We start from the raw sequence: 16,281 nt of genomic DNA, 5'->3' as shown, positions 1-16,281 counted from the left end.
CCGCGCCAGCCGCCCAAGCCCTCGCGCTCAGAGCTCGGCCGCCGCAGCTTCCCTCGAATGCGCCTGCGCGAAGCGGGTCGTCGCGACGGCGCAGGCCAGGCTGAACAGGGCGAACACCAGCAGCATGAGCCCGACGGCGGAAGCCCCGCGCGAACTGTAGAGGCTGGTCGCCAGGATCGGCGGCAACGCCCCGCCGAGGACGCCCGCGACATTGAACGCGACGGCGAACCCGGTGTAGCGCAGCTGGACGGGGAAGTCCTCGACCAGGAACGGGGCGATGGCGCCGTTGGCCACGCCCAGGGCGAGGACCGAGATCAACGTGGCCAAGGCGAAGGCCTCCGGAGCCCCGGACAGCAGCACCGGCATGACCGCGACAGACCAGATCGAGATGAGGACCAAGCCGACGATGTAGACCGCCTTGCGCGGGAACTTGTCGCTGAGATACCCGGTCGCCACCACGACGAGGAACCAGACCACGCCCCCGCCGACGTTGATTTTCAGGATCTCGGAGAACGAGAGGCCGAGCTCGTTGCGCGCCACGGAGACGAGGAAGGAGTCCCGGAAGAACGAGACCACGTAGAGCGCGCACACCGCGCCCGTCACCAGGGCGAGCTGCCCAGGACGCTCCCGCACCAGCTGGAGGAGCGGCGCGCGGACCAGGGCGCCCGACTCGCGGGCCGCGACGAACGCGGGCGATTCGGAGACCCGCCGCCGCACGACGAGGCCGATGAGGATGAGCAGGCCGCTGAGCAAGAAGGGCACGCGCCACCCCCACGCCAGGAAGGCAGAGCTCTGCGCGGCGCCGAGGAGGCTGACGGCCAAGAAAGAGAGGCTGCTCAGGAGGAAGCCGAGCGAAGCGCCGACCGCGCCCGCCGACCCCATGAGCCCGCTGCGGCCTGGCGGGGCGCTCTCGGCGGAGAGCACCACCGCGCCGCCCATCTCGCCCCCGACCGCGAACCCTTGGACCAGCCGGAGCCCGAGCACCAACGCGGGCGCGGCGAAACCGATCCGGTCCGCCCCCGGCACCAGGCCCACCCCGACGGTCGCGGCCCCCATCAGCAGCAATGTGACCACGAGGATCCGTTTGCGCCCGAGCCGGTCGCCGAAATGCCCGAAGACCATGGCGCCCGCCGGGCGCGCGACGAACGCCGCGCCAAGGGTCGCGAACGACGCGAGACGCGCCGCCTCCGTCCCGAGGCTCGGGAAGAACACCGTCGGGAACACCAAAGCGGCCGCCGTGCCGTATGCGAAGAAATCGTAGAACTCAACGGCAGAGCCTGCTGCGGCGGCGGCGAACACCACGAGCGGGCTCGGCGCTGTGCGCGTCATCATGGCAAGGAGGATACAAGGACGCCGCCGCCAGGGAGTCAGTGCCGATCCGGCCAGCCCGCCCAGAACCCGGCCCTCGCCTCCTTCGGCGCGCGCCACACCCCTGCGGCGAGCAAGGCTGCGCCCAGCACGAAGAATTTGCCGTCGCCCTTCTGCGGCCCATGGCGCCCGTCCAGCAGCATCGCGGCGGCGGGCCAGGCGTAGACGAGCATCCCCACGGCCAGGAGCGCCGCCGATTGCGCGCAGGCCGCCGCCCGGGGCTTGTTGCCCCGCGTTCCGAACGCTCGCACCAGCAAGAACACCAGGGGCAGGAACACCGCCGCCCCGCCGAAACACAACGCGGCATACGCGGGCCCGCTCAATCGGGGGCCGACGGGAGCCCACGTGAGCAGGTACGCGACCACCGTCCACGCGCACACCGTCCGCACAGCGATCCCCCGAGCCCCGGCCGCGACCTGGCCCGCGCGGGCTTCCCTCGTCGGCCTCGACCACGGCGGCAGGAGCAGCGTGCCGTCTTCCTGCGCTTTCTCCCACCACTGCGCGTAGCGCCGGTCGACGACCGCGTCCATGCGCGCCTGGTTCTCGAAGGTGTAGGGCACGTGGTTCACCGACGTGAGGCCCTTGGCGAGCGTGTCGGCGAGATCCCGGTAGAAGCCAGGCTCGTCCCCCATCTGGAAATAGGAATGCGTGAAGGCGTTCCCCTCGTCGCTGAGCATGTCGTCGATCAGACATCGGTCGAAGAAGCTCCAGAGCTCGACGGCGGTGACGCGGCGCTCCCGGTAGGCGGCGATCTCCTGGCGCGCGAATTTCATGTGGGCCCGGCTGAGCAAGCTGTGCGACGCGAGCCAGCCGAAGAAGAACGCGGTCGGCACGGCGGCCTGCTCGTCGGCCTCCTCCGGATCGAAACCGTACTCGTGCTCAAGGACGTGAGCATGGTATTCCGCCTTGTCGTAGACATGCGGCCCGTCTGCCCCCGGGGGAGGCTCAGGCGGGGCTTCCTCGGGCGGGAGCACAGACCGATAGCCGTCGGGCGGGTCGTCGCCGCCTTCGAGCGCGGCCTTGGCCATGGAGCCGAGCGGAGCGCCGCGATGGGGCGGCGGGACGTACACCTTGCTCGTGATCGTCGTGCGGCGGCCTGAAACGTCGTAGTTCGAGCCGCGCCCGATGACGTCGAATGTGTCGATGCAGACGCTTTCGTAGTCGAGCACGATCGTGGACCGCCCCGGGCCGTCGGGGGCTTTCGCCACGACCACGCGCCGATAACTGCCCATGTCGCTGTTCTCGCCTGCGAGGTCGAGCCGCCACGCGTAGTCGGGGCGTTTGCGGACCACGATCTCCCCGATGGCGATAGCGACGTCCATCAGCATCGCCAAGACGATGTGCTCGCCCTCTTTCGGGCTCGACAGCCCGGCTCCATAGCCTCGTGGGAACGCGGTCGTCCAGGCCGCAGGCCATTCCTCCCGCGCCCAACGGTCGAGCGACGCGAGGAACGGGCGCGGGTCGTCGGCGGCCAGACCGGCGCGCAGGTCGAGGCCGAACTCCCGCAGGAGGCCCCCGACGATCTCCAAACGCTCCTCGCGCACCGACAAGAAGGAGCGCAGGTTCTCCTCGCACTCGGCGAGGCCCAACGTCTGCCCATAGCCGGGGAACGGCGTCGGGTACGGCGGGTAGTCCGCCAAGAGCGCAGGCAGACGGCCCTTCGGCCTCGGGATATCCCCCGTGCCGAACCACCGGTGGAAAAACTCGAACATCTCGCCCCCTCTCAGAACCGGCCCTGATCGTACCGGCCTGCGCCGCCCTTTCGCCCCTAGCCCGGCCTCGCGGGCGAGGAGGCCGCGATGAGAATGGCCACGATGGACTGAGCGCAGAGGTCCTGGAGCTCGTCCTTGCCGATCACCGGGCCTTGCACCCAGTCGAGGACCAGATTGATCGCATAGGTGATGCACGCGCTGACCGCGAAGCGCTGCTTCGGAGTGGCCTCGACGCCTTCCGCCTGGAGCATGGCGAGCATTCGGCGTTGCAGCGCCGAATGGTTCTTCTCGATGAGGGCGCGGACGACCGGGTCTGCTCCGAAGTCGCCCCGGTGGATGGCGAGATGGGCGTTGCGATTGGCGAGGACGCAGTCGATGTAGCTGGCGATGGCGGACGACACCTTCGTGGCCAACGGGGCTTCGGCTTCGAGGTCGATCGCCGCGAGCACGGCGTCCACCTCGCGTTCGAGCAGCGTGAGCAGGAACGTCTGTTTGCTGCCGAAATACCGGTAGATGAGCCCGGCCGACACTCCGGCACGGTCCGCGACGTCTTGGAGCTTCAGCTGGTCGCAGGGCGTGTCGCGCAGCATCTGGCAGCCGATCTCCAAAAGCTGCTCCCGCCTGGCCGTCACGTCGAGACGGGATCGCGAAGGTTTCGGATTGTCGGCAATCACACGCATCACCTCGCACAGCAGAATATACCCGCAACCATAGTGTCGGCCTGCCTTCGGAGCAACGCGGCGAACGAGCCGGGGACGTTTTCGAATTCAGGGCGAAAAGTTCACGCAGCCGCGATGGCTGGTTCGGCCTTCCGCAACTTCCACGGCGGAGCATGGATGCCCAGCCCGACGCTGCTCGCCCCAGCAGAGACATTCCGAGCCCGAGGTTTCGATGGACACAGCGCAACGATTGGTCGTCGACCCCGAGCAGTTGGCAACTGCGGCCCGGAGCCTTGACGCCGCCCACCGAGAGACAGGCGCATTGCTGGCCTCCACCCGGGAAAGCCTCGCGAGCGCAGTCCCCTCGGCCCGGGGCCCGGCCGCGACGGCGTTGCGGGCGTTGCTGGAGGATTGGGAGGCCCACGAAGCCCGGCACCGCGCCGACGGCGAGCGGTTGTCCTCCGGACTGGAGTACGCGGCCAGGACGTACGAGGCGGCGGACAATCTCAACGCGGCGCAGCTCCGGACCGGCCTCGACCCGCTGGCCTCGGCCGCCACGCCTGCAGGCGTGGCGGCCGCGCCTCCCTCCGCTCCGACGGCGGACCCCGATCCATCGGACACGGTCTCGACCCCGTACGGGGAGCTCGGCGAATGGATGCTGCAATCGAACGGGCAGGTCGCGAACTGGCTCGGACAGAAGCACGACGGCAAACCGATGTACGAGCCGGTCAACGTCGTCCTGGTCGACAGGACGTCCACAACCCCGCAGGAAGCCGCAGAACGGCTCAACAAAGACCTCGCCGCCGCAGGCTTCCCCGCCCAGACCCAGCACAGCACCGGCTACCAGGGGCTGATCGACGGGACCCGCTACAGCGAGCAGCCCACCGGGTCGGGACAGGCGTACTCGGACGGGTTCTACCTCTTCCCGAACGACCACGGGCGCGTGTTCGGGCCCGCACCCGCCCCGGGCGGGGGATACGTGTGGACGGCAGCGTTCAGCAGAGAGCAGCTCGGGTTCAACGGCAGCATCATCCCCACCCACGTCTACGACTCGTTCGACACCGCCCGCGACAACCTCCGCGACTCGCTGCTCGAACACGGAGCCACAGACCTCGGAACCATCCCCATGGGCAATGCCAGAAACACAGCAACGGCCACCACCGGAGACCACGACGGCAACGCCATCGCCATCCAACTCGACTAGCCGTGCGACCGCGAGAAGGAATCAGCAGGAACTGCGGCGCCGGGACGGCCGCCATGGGCCGCCCCAGGGGAACAGCCATGCGCGACGGACGACATGCGTCTAGGCTCTACCTATGGTCGAAGAGGCGGGGGACGAACTCGCGAGACAAAACGCGCTCCTCGAACTGCTCACGCTCTACGGGATGGCGATAGGCCTGGAAGACGGCGGCGTGCTCGACGACGCGAACCCCTTGATAGCCCGCGTCGTCGGGCGCAGCACGGAAGAAGTCGCGGAATTCCGCGAGAAGTTCGCCGACCGAATAACCGCGCTGATGCATCTCGAACTCGAAAACCCGAGCCCCGAGTTCACCCTGTGGGCCAACCACGCCATGTACGAGCTGGACCGCGCCATGGGCTCGCATGAACGCGACCGCGCCCGCCTCTGGGCCTCGCAAGCAGAGCAGGCCCCCGGCTCCTCCTAGCGGGTGGATCAGCCCCAGCCCCATTCGTGCAGCCGCTCGTCGTCGATCCCGAAATAGTGGGCGAACTCGTGGATCACGGTGACCGCCACCTCGTCCACCACGTCGTCCTCGCTCTCGCAGATCTCCAGGATCGCGTCCCGGTAGATGTGGATCACGTCGGGCAGCGACCCGCCGTAGTCCGAGCCCCGCTCGCCAAGCGGGATCCCCTCGTACAGGCCGAGCAGGTCGGGCTCGTCGGGGTGGCGGTCCGCGACGAGCACGACGACGTTGTCCACCGCCTTGGCCAGCTGCGGCGGGATGAGGTCGAGCGCCTCGTTCACCAGCCGCTCGAACTTGCGCTCGCTGATCTGCACCGCCATGCGATCAAGGCTACTGTGAGACGGTGAAAGCGATCGTCATCGGCGCGGGCATGGGCGGCACGAGCGCGGCTCTCGCGCTCCGGCAGATCGGCTTCGACGTCGAGATCTACGAGCAGGTCCGCGAGAACAGGCCGGTCGGAGCCGCGATATCGGTGTGGTCGAACGGCGTGAAATGCCTCAACCACCTGGGCCTCGAGGCCCAGACGCGCGAGATCGGCGGCATGGTGGACAGCATGTCGTACATCGACGGGCTGACCGGCGAGGCCATGTGCCGGTTCAGCCTGCTGCCGCTGATCGAGGCCGTGGGGCAGCGCCCCTACCCGATCGCCCGCGCGGAGCTCCAGCTGATGCTCATGGAGGCGTTCGGCCTCGACGAGATCAACTTCGGCAAGAGGATGGCCGCCGTGTCGGACGGGCCGGACGCGGCGACGGTCGAGTTCGCCGACGGGAGCTCCGCCAGCGGGGACGTCGTGATCTGCGCCGACGGCGCGAAGTCGTCGGGGCGGGCGTACGTGCTCGGGCGCGAGGTCCCGCGCCGCTACGCCGGGTACGTCAACTTCAACGGCCTCGTCGAGATCGACGAGGCGGTCGGGCCGAGGGCCGAATGGACCACGTATGTCGGCGAGGGGAAGCGCGCGTCCGTGATGCCGGTCGCGGGGAACCGCTTCTACTTCTTCTTCGACGTCCCGAAGCCCGAGGGGCTGCCGTACGAGCCGGGCACGGCGAAGGAGGTCCTCGCCGCCGAGTTCGGCCACTGGTCCGGCGGGGTGCGGGCGTTGGTCGAGGCCGTCGACCCCGCGACGACGAACCGGGTCGAGATTTTCGACATCGACCCGTTCGACACGTGGGCGAAGGGCCGGGTCGCGCTGCTCGGGGACGCCGCGCACAACACCACCCCGGACATCGGCCAAGGCGGGTGCAGCGCGATGGAGGACGCGATCGCGCTGCAATTCGCGTTCCAGGAGCACCCGGACGACCCGCGGGCCGCGCTCCTGGCGTACGAGCGGTCGCGGACCGAACGAGCGGGCGAGCTCGTCTTGCGCGCCCGCAAGCGGTGCGACGTGACCCATGCCAAAGACGCGGCGGCGACCCAGGCCTGGTACGACGAGCTGCGCCGCGAGGACGGGTCGAACGTCATCCGGGGCATCGTCGGCAACATCCTCGGCGGCCCGCTCACGTCATAGACTGGAACAGCGCCTTGGCCTTGTCCTTGTCCCACACGACGACGTTCCCGACATCGGTGTCCTCGAAACCGCCGATCGGCACGACGGTCGCCTCGACCGGGCCGCCCAGCGCCTTCGCCAGCGAGGCGAGCTGCCACACGTGCGCGCTGTCGTCGAAGGACACGTCGTCCACAAGCGCGCGCCACAGCGCGCTCGCCCGCAGCGGGTTGGCCAGCGTCCACCCCGAGTCGAGCTTCGCCATCAGCGCCGCCATGAGAACGCGCTGGTGGAGCATCCGGTCCAAGTCCGCCCTCGGCGTGGCGCGCGAGCGGGACAGCCCGAGGGCCTTCGCGCCGTCCAGGTGCTGGCAGCCCTTCGGCAGGTCGACGCCCGCGAGCGGGTCGCTCAGCGGCTCGTCGAGGCACATGTCCACGCCGCCGACGGCGTCGACCACGTCCGCGAGCCCGCCGAAGCCGATCTCGGCGTAATGGTCGAGCCGCAGGCCGGTGGCCAGCTCCACCGTCTGCGCGAGCAGCCTGGCGCCGCCCCGAGCGTACGCGGTGTTGAGCTTGTCCCTGCTCGGCTCGCCCGGAATCGGCACGAAGGAGTCCCTCGGCAGGCTCACCACCACAGTCTGGCCGGAGCCGGGCTGATGCACGAGCAGCACCGTGTCCGAGCGCGGCGGCCCGACGTCCCCGCCGGTTGCCAATTGCTCCTGCCGCCGGTCCGAGAGCCCGACCCGCGAGTCGGACCCGACGAGCAGCCAGTTGACGCCCCCGGCGGATTCCGGCCTGCCCGGATAGTCGCCGAACACGTCCGAGCGCCGCAGCTTCGCTTCGAGCACGATCGCGGCCGCCACCGCCGCGACGGACAGCACGAGCGCGAGGACGACAAGCCGCCTCGCCAGGCGCAGCAGCCTTCGGAACAGCCCAGGCCCTCTCTCGGCCTCGGCCGAGGTCACACCCGGTCGGTGATCGAGCTGTAGGCGCGCTCGGGCTGGCCGGTGTAGATCTGGCGCGGGCGGCCGATCTTCAGCGGCCCGGACTCGTGCATCTCCCGCCAGTGCGCGATCCAGCCGGGCAAGCGGCCGAGGGCGAACAGCACGGTGAACATGCGGTCTGGGAAGCCCATCGCGCGGTAGATGAGGCCGGTGTAGAAGTCCACGTTCGGGTACAGCTTGCGCGAGACGAAGTAGTCGTCGGTGAGCGCCGCCTGCTCCAGCTCTTTCGCGATGTCCAAGAGCGGGTCGACCACCTTGAGCTGTTCGAGCACCTGGTCGGCGGTCTTCTTGACGATCGCGGCGCGCGGGTCGTAGTTGCGGTACACGCGGTGCCCGAAGCCCATGAGCTTGATCTTGGTCTTCTTGTCCTTGACCTTCGCGAGGAAGTCCGAGGCGCTCTCGCCGGAGGTCTTGATCTGGTCGAGCATCTCAAGGACGGCCTGGTTCGCGCCGCCGTGCAGCGGGCCCCACAGCGCGTTGATCCCGCCGGAGACCGAGGTGAACAGGTTCGCGTTCGAGGAGCCGACCAGGCGGACGGTCGAGGTGGAGCAGTTCTGCTCGTGGTCGGCGTGCAGGATGAACAGCATGTCCAGCGCCTTGGCCACGTTCGGGTCGATCTCGTACGGCTCGGCGGGGAAGCCGAAGGTCATCCGCAGGAAGTTCTCGACCAGGTTGAGCGAGTTGTCCGGGTACAGGAACGGCTGGCCGACCGACTTCTTGTAGGCGTAGGCCGCGATGGTCGGCAGCTTCGCGAGGAGGCGGATCGTGGACAGCTCCACCTGCCGGGGGTCGGAGGGGTCCAACGAGTCCTGGTAGTAGGCGGAGAGCGCGTTCGCCGCGGACGAGAGCACGGGCATCGGGTGCGCGTTGCGCGGGAAGCCGTCGAAGAAGCGCTTGAGGTCCTCGTGCAGGATCGTGTGCCGCGAGATCTTGTGCGAGAAGTCGTCCAGCTGCGGCTTCGTCGGCAGCTCGCCGTAGATGAGCAGGTAGGAGACCTCCAAGAAGGTGGACTTCTCCGCCAGCTGGTCGATCGGGTAGCCCCGGTAGCGCAGAATGCCCTGCTCCCCGTCGATATAGGTGATCGCCGACTTCGACGCGGCGGTGTTCATGAAGCCCTCGTCGTAGGTGACGTACCCGGTCGAGGCCAGCAGGTTGCCGAGCTCGATGCCCGAGTTCCCCTCGACTGCCGGGGCGATGTTCAGCTCTTTCTCGCCACTCGGGTAGCGCAATGTCGCCGCGCCGACCGCGCTCTGGTCGATCTGCTCTGCAGGCTGGCCTACGGACACGAGAGCTCCTTCACCGTCCTGGGCCAGACCATCTCGTCCGGCCTCTGGTTCGTACCAAACTAATCGGCCTGCGCCAACTGTGCTACTTGAGGGTAGTTTGAGTCGGTGAACACCAGTCAAACGGCCCTCGCGCAATGCGCGTGACCCGGGCGGGCGCGGGCGCGCTCCTGATCGACTGCGAGGACCAAGAACAGGTCTTTCAGCTGTACGGGCGACTGCGCGAGGACCCGAGGCTGGCCGAGGTCGTGCCCGGCGACCGCACGCTCATGGTGATCTCCGACCATGCCGAGGCCCTCAGTGACGCGGCACTCGTCCAGCCCGTCCGGGCCGGGGCCGAGCCTCCCGCCCGCGCGGCCGAGCCGGTTGTCGTCGAGGTCCGCTACAACGGCCCCGACCTTGCCGAAGCCGCCGAGCTCGCGGGCAAATCCGTCCAGGATCTCGTCGCGGCGCACACCGGGTCGCCGTGGACGGCGCAGTTCCTCGGCTTCTGTCCCGGCTTCGCGTATCTCGTCAACCCGGACGCGGGGCTCGCCGTGCCGCGCCGCACGTCGCCGAGGGCCCGGATCCCGATGGGCGCGGTCGCGGTCGGCGCGCAGTACTCCGCCGTCTACCCCATGGCCACGCCGGGCGGGTGGCAGCTCATCGGGACCACCGACGCGCCCATGTGGGATCCCGAGCGCGATCCGCCCTCGCTCCTCTCGCCGGGCTGCCTCGTCCGGTTCGTGGCGGTGTAGCGGATGGGCGAGCGCATGGTCAGGATCCTGACGCCGGGGCCGTCCGCCCTGTTCCAAGACTTGGGCCGCCCCGGGCTCGCCCATCTCGGGGTGCCAAGGAGCGGGGCCGCCGACCGGGGCGCCCTCGTCACGGCGAACCAGCTCCTCGGCAACGACCCCGGCGCGGCTGCGATCGAATGCCTCTTCGGCGGGCTCTCGCTGCGGGCCGAGGCCGCGCTGGAGGTCCTGATCGCGGGAGCCCCCGCGCCCGCGACGGTCAACGGCGTGCCCGTCGAGCACGCCACCAGGGTCGAGCTGCGCAAGGGCGAGACGTTGATCCTCGGCTTCCCGCCCTTCGGGGTCCGCACCTACATCGGCGTGCGCGGCGGGTTCGAGCCGCCCGCGGCCCTCGGCTCCCGGTCCACCTGCGTGCTCAGCAAGCTCGGCCCCGCGCCGATCCGCGCGGGCGACCGGATCGCGGTCGGCACGCCGGCGTCCAGCCCGCCGCCGTGGGACTTCCTCTCGCTCGGGCCGCAGCCGCCCGATGGGCCGTTCGTCCTCCGAGGGCTTCGCGGGCCGAGGGCGGAGCGCGCCCTCGGGCTCGACCCCGCGCTCGGGACGTGGGCCGTCCAGGAGAAGAGCGACCGGGTCGGCGTCCGGCTGCGCAGGCCGGACGGGCGCTCGGACTGGGATGTGGCGACATATTCGAGCGAGCCGATCACGCACGGCTCGGTGCAGGCCACGCCATCGGGCGAGCTCGTCTGCTTCCTCGCCGACCATCCCACCACCGGCGGCTACCCCGTGGTCTGCGTGTTGGACGAGCCTGCGGTCAACCTGCTCGCCCAAGTGCGCCCCGGCCAGGAGGTCCGCTTCGAGCTGGCCTGACCGCGCCTTAACGAAACCGAGCGTCTAGCATCTGCCGCATGAGGTGCTCACAGCTTCTCGCCCCCCTTCGCCGCCGCAAAACAGCCCAGGACCAGGACGAGGCGGCCCAGCAGGCCGTCGCGGCCATGGCCGCGAAACTGCCATGAGCGCCGCCGCCGCACCGCTGACTGGTGCATGCTCCTGTGGCGCATGGGGCTAGACTGACGGACTTATGAAACGCTCGCCGATCGCCTCCCTGCTCGCTTCCGCGGCGGTCCTCTGCGCGCCGTCGCCCGCCTCCGCCGCCCCCGACGGCGTCCTGCTCTCCGCCGACGAATTGAGCGCCGCCATCGGCGCGGACCTCTCGGTCGAGCAATGGGCGCTCAGCTCCCCGAACGGCCCGAGCCAGACCACGCCCCAAGAGTGCCGGGCCGCGAGCAACGCCACCACCACGCTCGTCTACGGAGCCATGTGGACCAGCTACCAGGGGTCGAGCTTCGCGGACGGCGAAGGAGACGACTACCACGTCGTCGCGGGCCAGATCGTCGGCGTCTTCCCCACGGCGAAAGCCGCCTCGGACGTGTTCGCCGCCCTCACGAAGGGCCTGCGCTCTTGCGGCTCCAAGACATCGGTGGAGCACCGGGCGGGAGGCAACCTGACCTGGCGCAACGCGGTGGACCAGATCGGCACGACCACCGCCAGCTGGCACAGCCTCCTCGACAACCGGCCGCGCTGGCGGTGCTCGCTCGCCGCGCAGCTCAGCGACAACGCCGTGGTCGAGGCTTCGGTCTGCCGGTTCGTCGACCCCGCCTCGGCGACACAGGCGAGCACTCTCGCGAACCAGGTCAGAGGCATCGCCAAGAAGCTCGTCGCCCGCGCCTCCTGAGCTCGGCGACTCTCAGAGACGCTGAGTCTCGTTTCATGTTATGCTCTGCCCCGTGGGGATTCGCGCGCTCGTCCGAGGCATCGCGGTCCTCGCCGTCCTCGCGCCGCCCGCCGTCGCAGACCCCGCCGAGCCGCTGCTGCCGGTCGACGTGTTGAGCCGCCTGGCGGGCTTCCCGCTCGTCGAGACGCAGCAGGCCAGCGACGCGCCGAACACCCAGATCACAGACACCGCCCCGGACTCGTGCCGGACGGTCTACAACTCCGGCACCGCGCTCGTGTACGGCGACGACTACGCCTCGTATCAGAGCGAGATCGACAGCGACGGCGTGCACCGGCTGACCGACGAGCAGTCGCCGCACACCGCCAGCCAGTCCGTCGCCGTGTACCCCACGGCGCAGGATGCCGCGGCCGCGTTCGGCAGGCTGGCCGAGGGCGTGCGCTCTTGCGCGGCCCAGACGTTCGTCGCGCACGAGCCGGACGGCGATATCGTGTGGCGCTTCGACCGCGCCCAGGTCCAGCCGGACCGGGTCCGCTGGTACAGCCGCCAGGACGGCTACGAGGCATGGCCCTGCGCGAACGACCACCGGCTCCACGGGCGCTCCATCGTCTCGGCCACCATCTGCCAGGTCGTGCATGCCGAGTCCCCCGCCGAGGCGCAGGCCGTGGACGCGAGGCTCGACCGGATCACCGCCGCCCTCGCCGCGCGGACCGACTGAGGAGGACAGACCGTGAAGACTCCCCTCCGAGGCCTCGCCGCCGCCGTCATGGCCGCGCTGGCCGAGGCCGTGCGCTCCTGCGGCCGGGCGACCTTCACGGCGAACGGCTCCGACGGGGAGCGCACCTGGGCCCATGCCGTCGACTCCGTGGAAAAAACCGGGCTCCACCAGCACGGCGTCTATACCGATGTGCCCGATTGGCGTTGCGACGAATCGACCCTGCTGCGGGGCCGCGTCCTGACGCAGTCCTCCGTCTGCGCATACGTCGACCCCGGCTCCGCCGCAGAGGTCCTCGCGCAGCACGAGGCCGCCGACTGGCTGGCCGGGCTTCTCGCCGCCCGCTCCCGCTAAGGCTGCAGGCGCGTCGCCCGCCACTGCGCGCCGTCGCGCGTCAGCAGCACCCGGTTGTGCAGCCTGCTCGCCCGGCCCTGCCAGAACTCCACCTCGGAAGGCACGAGCCGGTAGCCGCCCCAGCCCGAGGGCAGCGGCACCGGCTCGTCCTCGGGGAACCGTTCGGCGGCCGCGCGCAGCTTCGCCTCGAGCTCCTCCCGCGAGCCGATGGGCCGGGACTGCTCCGAGGCCCACGCCCCGAGCTGGCTGCTCCTCGGGCGGCGCGACCAGTAGCCGTCCGAGAACTCGTGGTCGAGCCGGGACACCTCGCCCCGGAGGTGGACCTGCCGGGAAAGCCCGTACCAGGGGAAAGTCGCCGAGGCGAGCGGCTGCTCGGCCAGTTGCGCGCCCTTCGCCGAGGCGTAGTGCGTGTAGAAGTCGATCCCGTCCGGATGGATGCCCTTGCACAGGACCGAGCGGCTGTGCGGGCGGCCCTCGCGGTCCGCAGTGGCGAGCACCATAGCGTTCGCGTCCGGCAGTCCCGCCGCCCACGCCTGCGCGAGCCATTGCTCCAAAAGCACGTGCCAGCCGACCTGGACGTCTGCCACGTCCAGGTCCGGCGTGGCGTCCTGGTACTCCTCGCGGAGGTCGGGCAACGCGGGCGGGCCCGCAGTCGGGTCGGCGGTCATGGATCTAGCTTAGGCCGCGCCACGGTAGGCTGATAGCCGTGACCGCTTTCGAGATCCCCGCCGACCTCAAACCCAAAGACGGACGCTTCGGCGCAGGCCCCTCCAAGGTGCGCCCCGAGCAGATCCAGGCCATCGTCGCGAACGCGACGGCTGTGATCGGGACCAGCCACCGCCAGTCCCCCGTCAAGAACGTGGTCAAGCGGATCCGCGCGGGCCTGAAAGAGCTCTACTCCCTGCCGGACGGCTACGAGGTGCTGCTCGGCAACGGCGGCGCGACCCTCTTCTGGGACGCCGCCGCGTTCGGCCTGGTCCGCGAGCGCTCCCTGCACCTCGCCTTCGGCGAGTTCAGCTCGAAGTTCGCGAGCGTCGTCGCGAAGCACCCGGACCGCAAGGAGCCGGTGATCGTCAAGTCCGAGCCGGGCACCGCGCCCGCCCTTCCGGAAGCCGCCCCCGGCGAGCCGGTCGACGTGGTGGCGTGGGCGCACAACGAGACCTCCACCGGCGTGACCGTGCCGGTCGTGCGCCCCAGCTGGGCCACCGACCAGCTGGTCGTCATCGACGGCACCTCCGCCGCCGCCGGGGTTCCGCTCGACGCGACACAAACCGACGTGTACTACTTCTCCCCGCAGAAGGGCTTCGCCTCGGACGGCGGCCTGTGGCTCGCGCTCTTCTCCCCCGCCGCGCTCGAGCGCGTGAACGAGCTCTCGGACCGCTGGGTCCCCGAGTCGCTCTCCCTGCCCATCGCGCTGGAGAACAGCCCGAAGGACCAGACCTACAACACCCCCGCGCTCGCCACGCTCATCCTGCTCGCCGAGCAGCTGGAGTGGATCCTCGGCCAGGGCGGCCTCGCCTGGTCCACCGCGCGGACCAAGGACTCCTCGTCCCGGCTCTACGACTGGGCCGAGAAGAGCCAGTTCGCCACGCCGTTCGTCTCGGACCCGGCGCTGCGCTCCCCGGTGGTCGCGACCATCGACTTCAACGACGACGTCGACGCCGCCAAGGTGGCCTCCGTGCTGCGGGCGAACGGGATCGTGGACACCGAGCCCTACCGCAAGCTGGGCCGCAACCAGCTGCGCGTCGGCGTGTTCCCCGCCGTGGATCCGGACGACGTCACCGCCCTCACCCAGTCCATCGACTGGATCGTCGAGCGGCTCTAACCCGCCCGGACGCTCCGGGCGAACGGCATCGTCACAGCGCCAGGGCACGCGAGCCCTACCGCAAGCTGGGCCGCAACCAGCTGCGCGTCGGCGTGTTCCCCGCCGTCGACCCGGACGACGTCACCGCCCTCACCCAGTCCATCGACTGGATCGTCGAGCGGCTCTAACCCGCCCGGACGCCCTGGACCAGGGCGTCGAGCGCGGCGAGGTCTTTCGTCATCGCTTGGCGCATCGCGAGGCCGATGAACGGCGCGACCAGCTTGGAGAAGCCCGTGGGCTCCCCCGAGTTGCGCAGCGTCATGACAGTCTGCGCGCCGCCGCCCGCCTGGCGCTCCTCGAACAGGTACTCCGTCCGCATCGGGAAGGGGCCGGACGCGGTGCGCATCTCGAACCGCCGTCCGCGCTCCCAGGCCGTCACCTCGTAGGCGTAGACGAGCGAGCGCCCGAGGAACCGCGCGCGGAAGTCGACGACCGAGCCGACCCGCAGCGGCCCGCCGCCCTGCGGCACGGCGCTGTCGATCTTGGCGTACCAGCGTGGGACGGTCGCCGGGTCGACCGCGACCGACTCGACGAGGGACACGGGCGCGTCAATGGTTCGGACGACCGACACGTCGACGGACATAGGCAGCTCCTTCGGCTCGGCGCGGCACGCGCCAGCCGAGCCTACTCCGCGAGCGCTTACTGTTGTCCCGATGGACGCACCATGGCAACAGCGGATCGACGCGCTCTGGGACGCGTTCGACGACTACGAGCCGGACGGGTTCCTCGCCGCAGTCGCCCTGCTCGTCGCCGAGCTGCCCGACGGCGACCCGGTCGGGCTCTTCGAGCTCGGCGGGGCGCACGACTCGACCGGCCACGAGCGGCAAGCGGCGGAGTGCTATCGCCGCGCCCTCGCGGGCGGGCTCGACAGCCCACGACGAAGACAGGCCGTGGTCCAGCTGGCCAGCACGCTGCGCAACCTCGGCGAGCCTGCGGCAGGCGCCGAGCTGCTCCGAGCCGAGCTCGGGCGCCCTGCCGAGGACGAGGACACCGCCGCGCTCCACGACTGCGCCGTCGCCTTCCTCGCTCTTTGTCTCGCGGACCTCGGGCAGGAGCGCGAAGGCCTCGGCCTCGCGCTCACCGCCCTCGCCGGGCGTCTCCCGAGGTACCGCCGCTCCCTCGCGAACTACGCGGCAGGGCTCTAGCCGTTCGCCTTGTCCCGCCAGGCGAGCGCCTCTTTGACCAGGGAGAGGTCGTCGTCCACGTTGACGAAGGGGGCCTCCACGGGATTGAACAGGGAGATGTTGAAGAACGTCACCCCGGCGGCGACGTACTCGTCGGCCCGCTCGATCCCCGGCCACTCCTGGGAGATCTCGACAGCGTCCGCCGGGCGGCCGTTCTGCTCCAACAGCCCGCCGAGGATGTCCTTGCGGCGCTCCAGCGAGGGGATGTCGCCGAAGGAGTGCCAGATGTCGGCGTACTTCGCCACCAGCGGCAACGTCTTCTTCTCCCCCGTCCCGCCGATCAGGATCGGGATGTGCCGGGTCGGGGCGGGGTTGAGCTTCGCGAACCGTGCGACAATTCGCTCCAATCCCTCTTCGAACAGCTTGAACCGCGTGGTGAACGTCCCGAACTCGTAGCCGTACTCGTCGTAGTCCGGCTGGTACCAGCCGGCCCCGAGCCCAAGGATGTGCCGACCGCCGGAAATGTGGTCAATAGTCCGGGCGATATCTGCCA

General features: G+C 70.1%; 19 protein-coding genes and 1 pseudogene. 11 read left to right on the top strand and 9 right to left on the bottom strand.

The features are described from left to right. Window positions 1–27: 27 nt before the first annotated feature. The 3 genes from ACRC20_RS13250 to ACRC20_RS13240 are packed head-to-tail and all read right to left on the bottom strand — an operon-like array spanning window position 28 to window position 3,754. Window positions 28–1,332 carry an MFS transporter gene (locus ACRC20_RS13250; RefSeq protein WP_438686853.1) on the bottom strand — a complete coding sequence of 435 codons (1,305 nt, stop codon included), beginning with the start codon at window positions 1,330–1,332 and terminating at the stop codon, window positions 28–30. Window positions 1,333–1,367: 35 nt separating this feature from the next. After that, window positions 1,368–3,080: a DUF7832 domain-containing protein gene (locus ACRC20_RS13245; RefSeq protein WP_438686852.1), complete on the bottom strand. Its 1,713-nt coding sequence runs from the start codon at window positions 3,078–3,080 to the stop codon at window positions 1,368–1,370. 56 nt (window positions 3,081–3,136) lie between these two features. Beyond that, window positions 3,137–3,754: a TetR/AcrR family transcriptional regulator gene (locus ACRC20_RS13240; RefSeq protein ID WP_438686851.1), complete on the bottom strand. Its 618-nt coding sequence runs from the start codon at window positions 3,752–3,754 to the stop codon at window positions 3,137–3,139. Between the two features lie 217 nt (window positions 3,755–3,971). Between ACRC20_RS13240 and ACRC20_RS13235 the strand changes: the two genes are divergently transcribed. Continuing rightward, window positions 3,972–4,943, top strand: coding sequence for a WXG100 family type VII secretion target (locus tag ACRC20_RS13235; protein WP_438686850.1), 972 nt, complete (start codon window positions 3,972–3,974; stop codon window positions 4,941–4,943). Between the two features lie 112 nt (window positions 4,944–5,055). Beyond that, window positions 5,056–5,403 carry a hypothetical protein gene (locus ACRC20_RS13230; protein WP_438686849.1) on the top strand — a complete coding sequence of 116 codons (348 nt, stop codon included), beginning with the start codon at window positions 5,056–5,058 and terminating at the stop codon, window positions 5,401–5,403. A gap of 8 nt (window positions 5,404–5,411) precedes the next feature. Here ACRC20_RS13230 and ACRC20_RS13225 read toward each other — a convergent pair whose 3' ends face one another. Continuing rightward, window positions 5,412–5,762, bottom strand: coding sequence for a metallopeptidase family protein (locus ACRC20_RS13225; RefSeq protein WP_438686848.1), 351 nt, complete (start codon window positions 5,760–5,762; stop codon window positions 5,412–5,414). 23 nt (window positions 5,763–5,785) lie between these two features. On the opposite strand from ACRC20_RS13225, the gene hpxO reads away from it, so the two are divergent. Beyond that, a complete protein-coding gene (hpxO, locus tag ACRC20_RS13220; protein ID WP_438686847.1) occupies window positions 5,786–6,946 on the top strand; it encodes an FAD-dependent urate hydroxylase HpxO in 1,161 nt (386 codons plus the stop codon). Here the strand turns inward: hpxO and ACRC20_RS13215 are convergent. Both ACRC20_RS13215 and ACRC20_RS13210 read right to left on the bottom strand, forming a co-directional pair. Beyond that, window positions 6,936–7,886: an LCP family protein gene (locus ACRC20_RS13215; RefSeq protein ID WP_438686846.1), complete on the bottom strand. Its 951-nt coding sequence runs from the start codon at window positions 7,884–7,886 to the stop codon at window positions 6,936–6,938. The two genes, hpxO and ACRC20_RS13215, sit on opposite strands and share 11 nt — an antisense overlap. Beyond that, window positions 7,883–9,211 carry a citrate synthase gene (locus ACRC20_RS13210; RefSeq protein ID WP_438686845.1) on the bottom strand — a complete coding sequence of 443 codons (1,329 nt, stop codon included), beginning with the start codon at window positions 9,209–9,211 and terminating at the stop codon, window positions 7,883–7,885. The genes ACRC20_RS13215 and ACRC20_RS13210 overlap by 4 nt, the downstream gene beginning before the upstream one ends. A gap of 134 nt (window positions 9,212–9,345) precedes the next feature. On the opposite strand from ACRC20_RS13210, the gene ACRC20_RS13205 reads away from it, so the two are divergent. The 5 genes from ACRC20_RS13205 (at window position 9,346) to ACRC20_RS13185 (ending at window position 12,740) form a co-directional block, all read left to right on the top strand. Then, complete coding sequence (locus tag ACRC20_RS13205; RefSeq protein ID WP_438686844.1) at window positions 9,346–9,945, top strand: 5-oxoprolinase subunit B family protein; 600 nt, start codon at window positions 9,346–9,348, stop codon at window positions 9,943–9,945. 15 nt (window positions 9,946–9,960) lie between these two features. After that, the gene (locus ACRC20_RS13200) at window positions 9,961–10,809 is read left to right on the top strand and encodes a biotin-dependent carboxyltransferase family protein (RefSeq protein ID WP_438686843.1); all 849 of its coding nucleotides are present in this window, start codon (window positions 9,961–9,963) and stop codon (window positions 10,807–10,809) included. 211 nt (window positions 10,810–11,020) lie between these two features. After that, complete coding sequence (locus ACRC20_RS13195; RefSeq protein ID WP_438686842.1) at window positions 11,021–11,674, top strand: sensor domain-containing protein; 654 nt, start codon at window positions 11,021–11,023, stop codon at window positions 11,672–11,674. A gap of 52 nt (window positions 11,675–11,726) precedes the next feature. Then, window positions 11,727–12,389 (top strand): sensor domain-containing protein, encoded by a 663-nt coding sequence (locus ACRC20_RS13190; RefSeq protein ID WP_438686841.1) that lies wholly within the window; start codon window positions 11,727–11,729, stop codon window positions 12,387–12,389. 12 nt (window positions 12,390–12,401) lie between these two features. Next, complete coding sequence (locus ACRC20_RS13185; RefSeq protein ID WP_438686840.1) at window positions 12,402–12,740, top strand: hypothetical protein; 339 nt, start codon at window positions 12,402–12,404, stop codon at window positions 12,738–12,740. Here ACRC20_RS13185 and pdxH read toward each other — a convergent pair. After that, the gene (gene pdxH / locus ACRC20_RS13180) at window positions 12,737–13,408 is read right to left on the bottom strand and encodes a pyridoxamine 5'-phosphate oxidase (protein ID WP_438686839.1); all 672 of its coding nucleotides are present in this window, start codon (window positions 13,406–13,408) and stop codon (window positions 12,737–12,739) included. The two genes, ACRC20_RS13185 and pdxH, sit on opposite strands and share 4 nt — an antisense overlap. Window positions 13,409–13,446: 38 nt before the next feature. Here pdxH and serC point away from each other — a divergent pair, with 38 nt between their 5' ends. Together serC and ACRC20_RS13170 are read left to right on the top strand one after the other, a co-directional pair. After that, window positions 13,447–14,565, top strand: coding sequence for a phosphoserine transaminase (gene serC, locus ACRC20_RS13175; protein WP_438686838.1), 1,119 nt, complete (start codon window positions 13,447–13,449; stop codon window positions 14,563–14,565). Between the two features lie 50 nt (window positions 14,566–14,615). Continuing rightward, window positions 14,616–14,732: pseudogene (locus tag ACRC20_RS13170) on the top strand (phosphoserine transaminase); the annotation flags it as partial. Here ACRC20_RS13170 and ACRC20_RS13165 read toward each other — a convergent pair. Continuing rightward, entirely contained in the window at window positions 14,729–15,187 is a 459-nt protein-coding gene (locus tag ACRC20_RS13165; protein ID WP_438686837.1) for an SRPBCC family protein, read from the bottom strand. The pseudogene ACRC20_RS13170 and the gene ACRC20_RS13165 overlap by 4 nt on opposite strands. A 70-nt stretch (window positions 15,188–15,257) precedes the next feature. On the opposite strand from ACRC20_RS13165, the gene ACRC20_RS13160 reads away from it, so the two are divergent. Next, on the top strand, window positions 15,258–15,749 hold the full coding sequence (locus tag ACRC20_RS13160) for a tetratricopeptide repeat protein (RefSeq protein WP_438686836.1): 492 nt from the start codon (window positions 15,258–15,260) through the stop codon (window positions 15,747–15,749). Here ACRC20_RS13160 and ACRC20_RS13155 read toward each other — a convergent pair. Next, the coding region (locus ACRC20_RS13155) for an LLM class flavin-dependent oxidoreductase (RefSeq protein ID WP_438686835.1) at window positions 15,746–16,281 on the bottom strand (536 nt) is incomplete at its 5' end. The two genes, ACRC20_RS13160 and ACRC20_RS13155, sit on opposite strands and share 4 nt — an antisense overlap.

It is taken from the genome of Segniliparus sp. (assembly GCF_051660745.1).
Taxonomy (GTDB): Bacteria; Actinomycetota; Actinomycetes; order Mycobacteriales; family Mycobacteriaceae; genus Segniliparus.
The sequence above is the reverse complement of the archived record's forward strand: the minus strand, read 5'-3'. Positions and strand labels throughout refer to the sequence as shown.

Coding starts and splice junctions, on each gene's coding strand:
- ACRC20_RS13200 (WP_438686843.1), top strand. CDS start 9,961: ATGGTCAGGATCCTGACGCCGGGGCCGTCCGCCCTGTTCCAAGACTTG.
- ACRC20_RS13230 (WP_438686849.1), top strand. CDS start 5,056: ATGGTCGAAGAGGCGGGGGACGAACTCGCGAGACAAAACGCGCTCCTC.
- ACRC20_RS13160 (WP_438686836.1), top strand. CDS start 15,258: ATGGACGCACCATGGCAACAGCGGATCGACGCGCTCTGGGACGCGTTC.
- ACRC20_RS13250 (WP_438686853.1), bottom strand. CDS start 1,332: ATGATGACGCGCACAGCGCCGAGCCCGCTCGTGGTGTTCGCCGCCGCC.
- ACRC20_RS13225 (WP_438686848.1), bottom strand. CDS start 5,762: ATGGCGGTGCAGATCAGCGAGCGCAAGTTCGAGCGGCTGGTGAACGAG.
- ACRC20_RS13235 (WP_438686850.1), top strand. CDS start 3,972: ATGGACACAGCGCAACGATTGGTCGTCGACCCCGAGCAGTTGGCAACT.
- ACRC20_RS13165 (WP_438686837.1), bottom strand. CDS start 15,187: ATGTCCGTCGACGTGTCGGTCGTCCGAACCATTGACGCGCCCGTGTCC.
- pdxH (WP_438686839.1), bottom strand. CDS start 13,408: ATGACCGCCGACCCGACTGCGGGCCCGCCCGCGTTGCCCGACCTCCGC.
- ACRC20_RS13195 (WP_438686842.1), top strand. CDS start 11,021: ATGAAACGCTCGCCGATCGCCTCCCTGCTCGCTTCCGCGGCGGTCCTC.
- ACRC20_RS13205 (WP_438686844.1), top strand. CDS start 9,346: ATGCGCGTGACCCGGGCGGGCGCGGGCGCGCTCCTGATCGACTGCGAG.
- ACRC20_RS13245 (WP_438686852.1), bottom strand. CDS start 3,080: ATGTTCGAGTTTTTCCACCGGTGGTTCGGCACGGGGGATATCCCGAGG.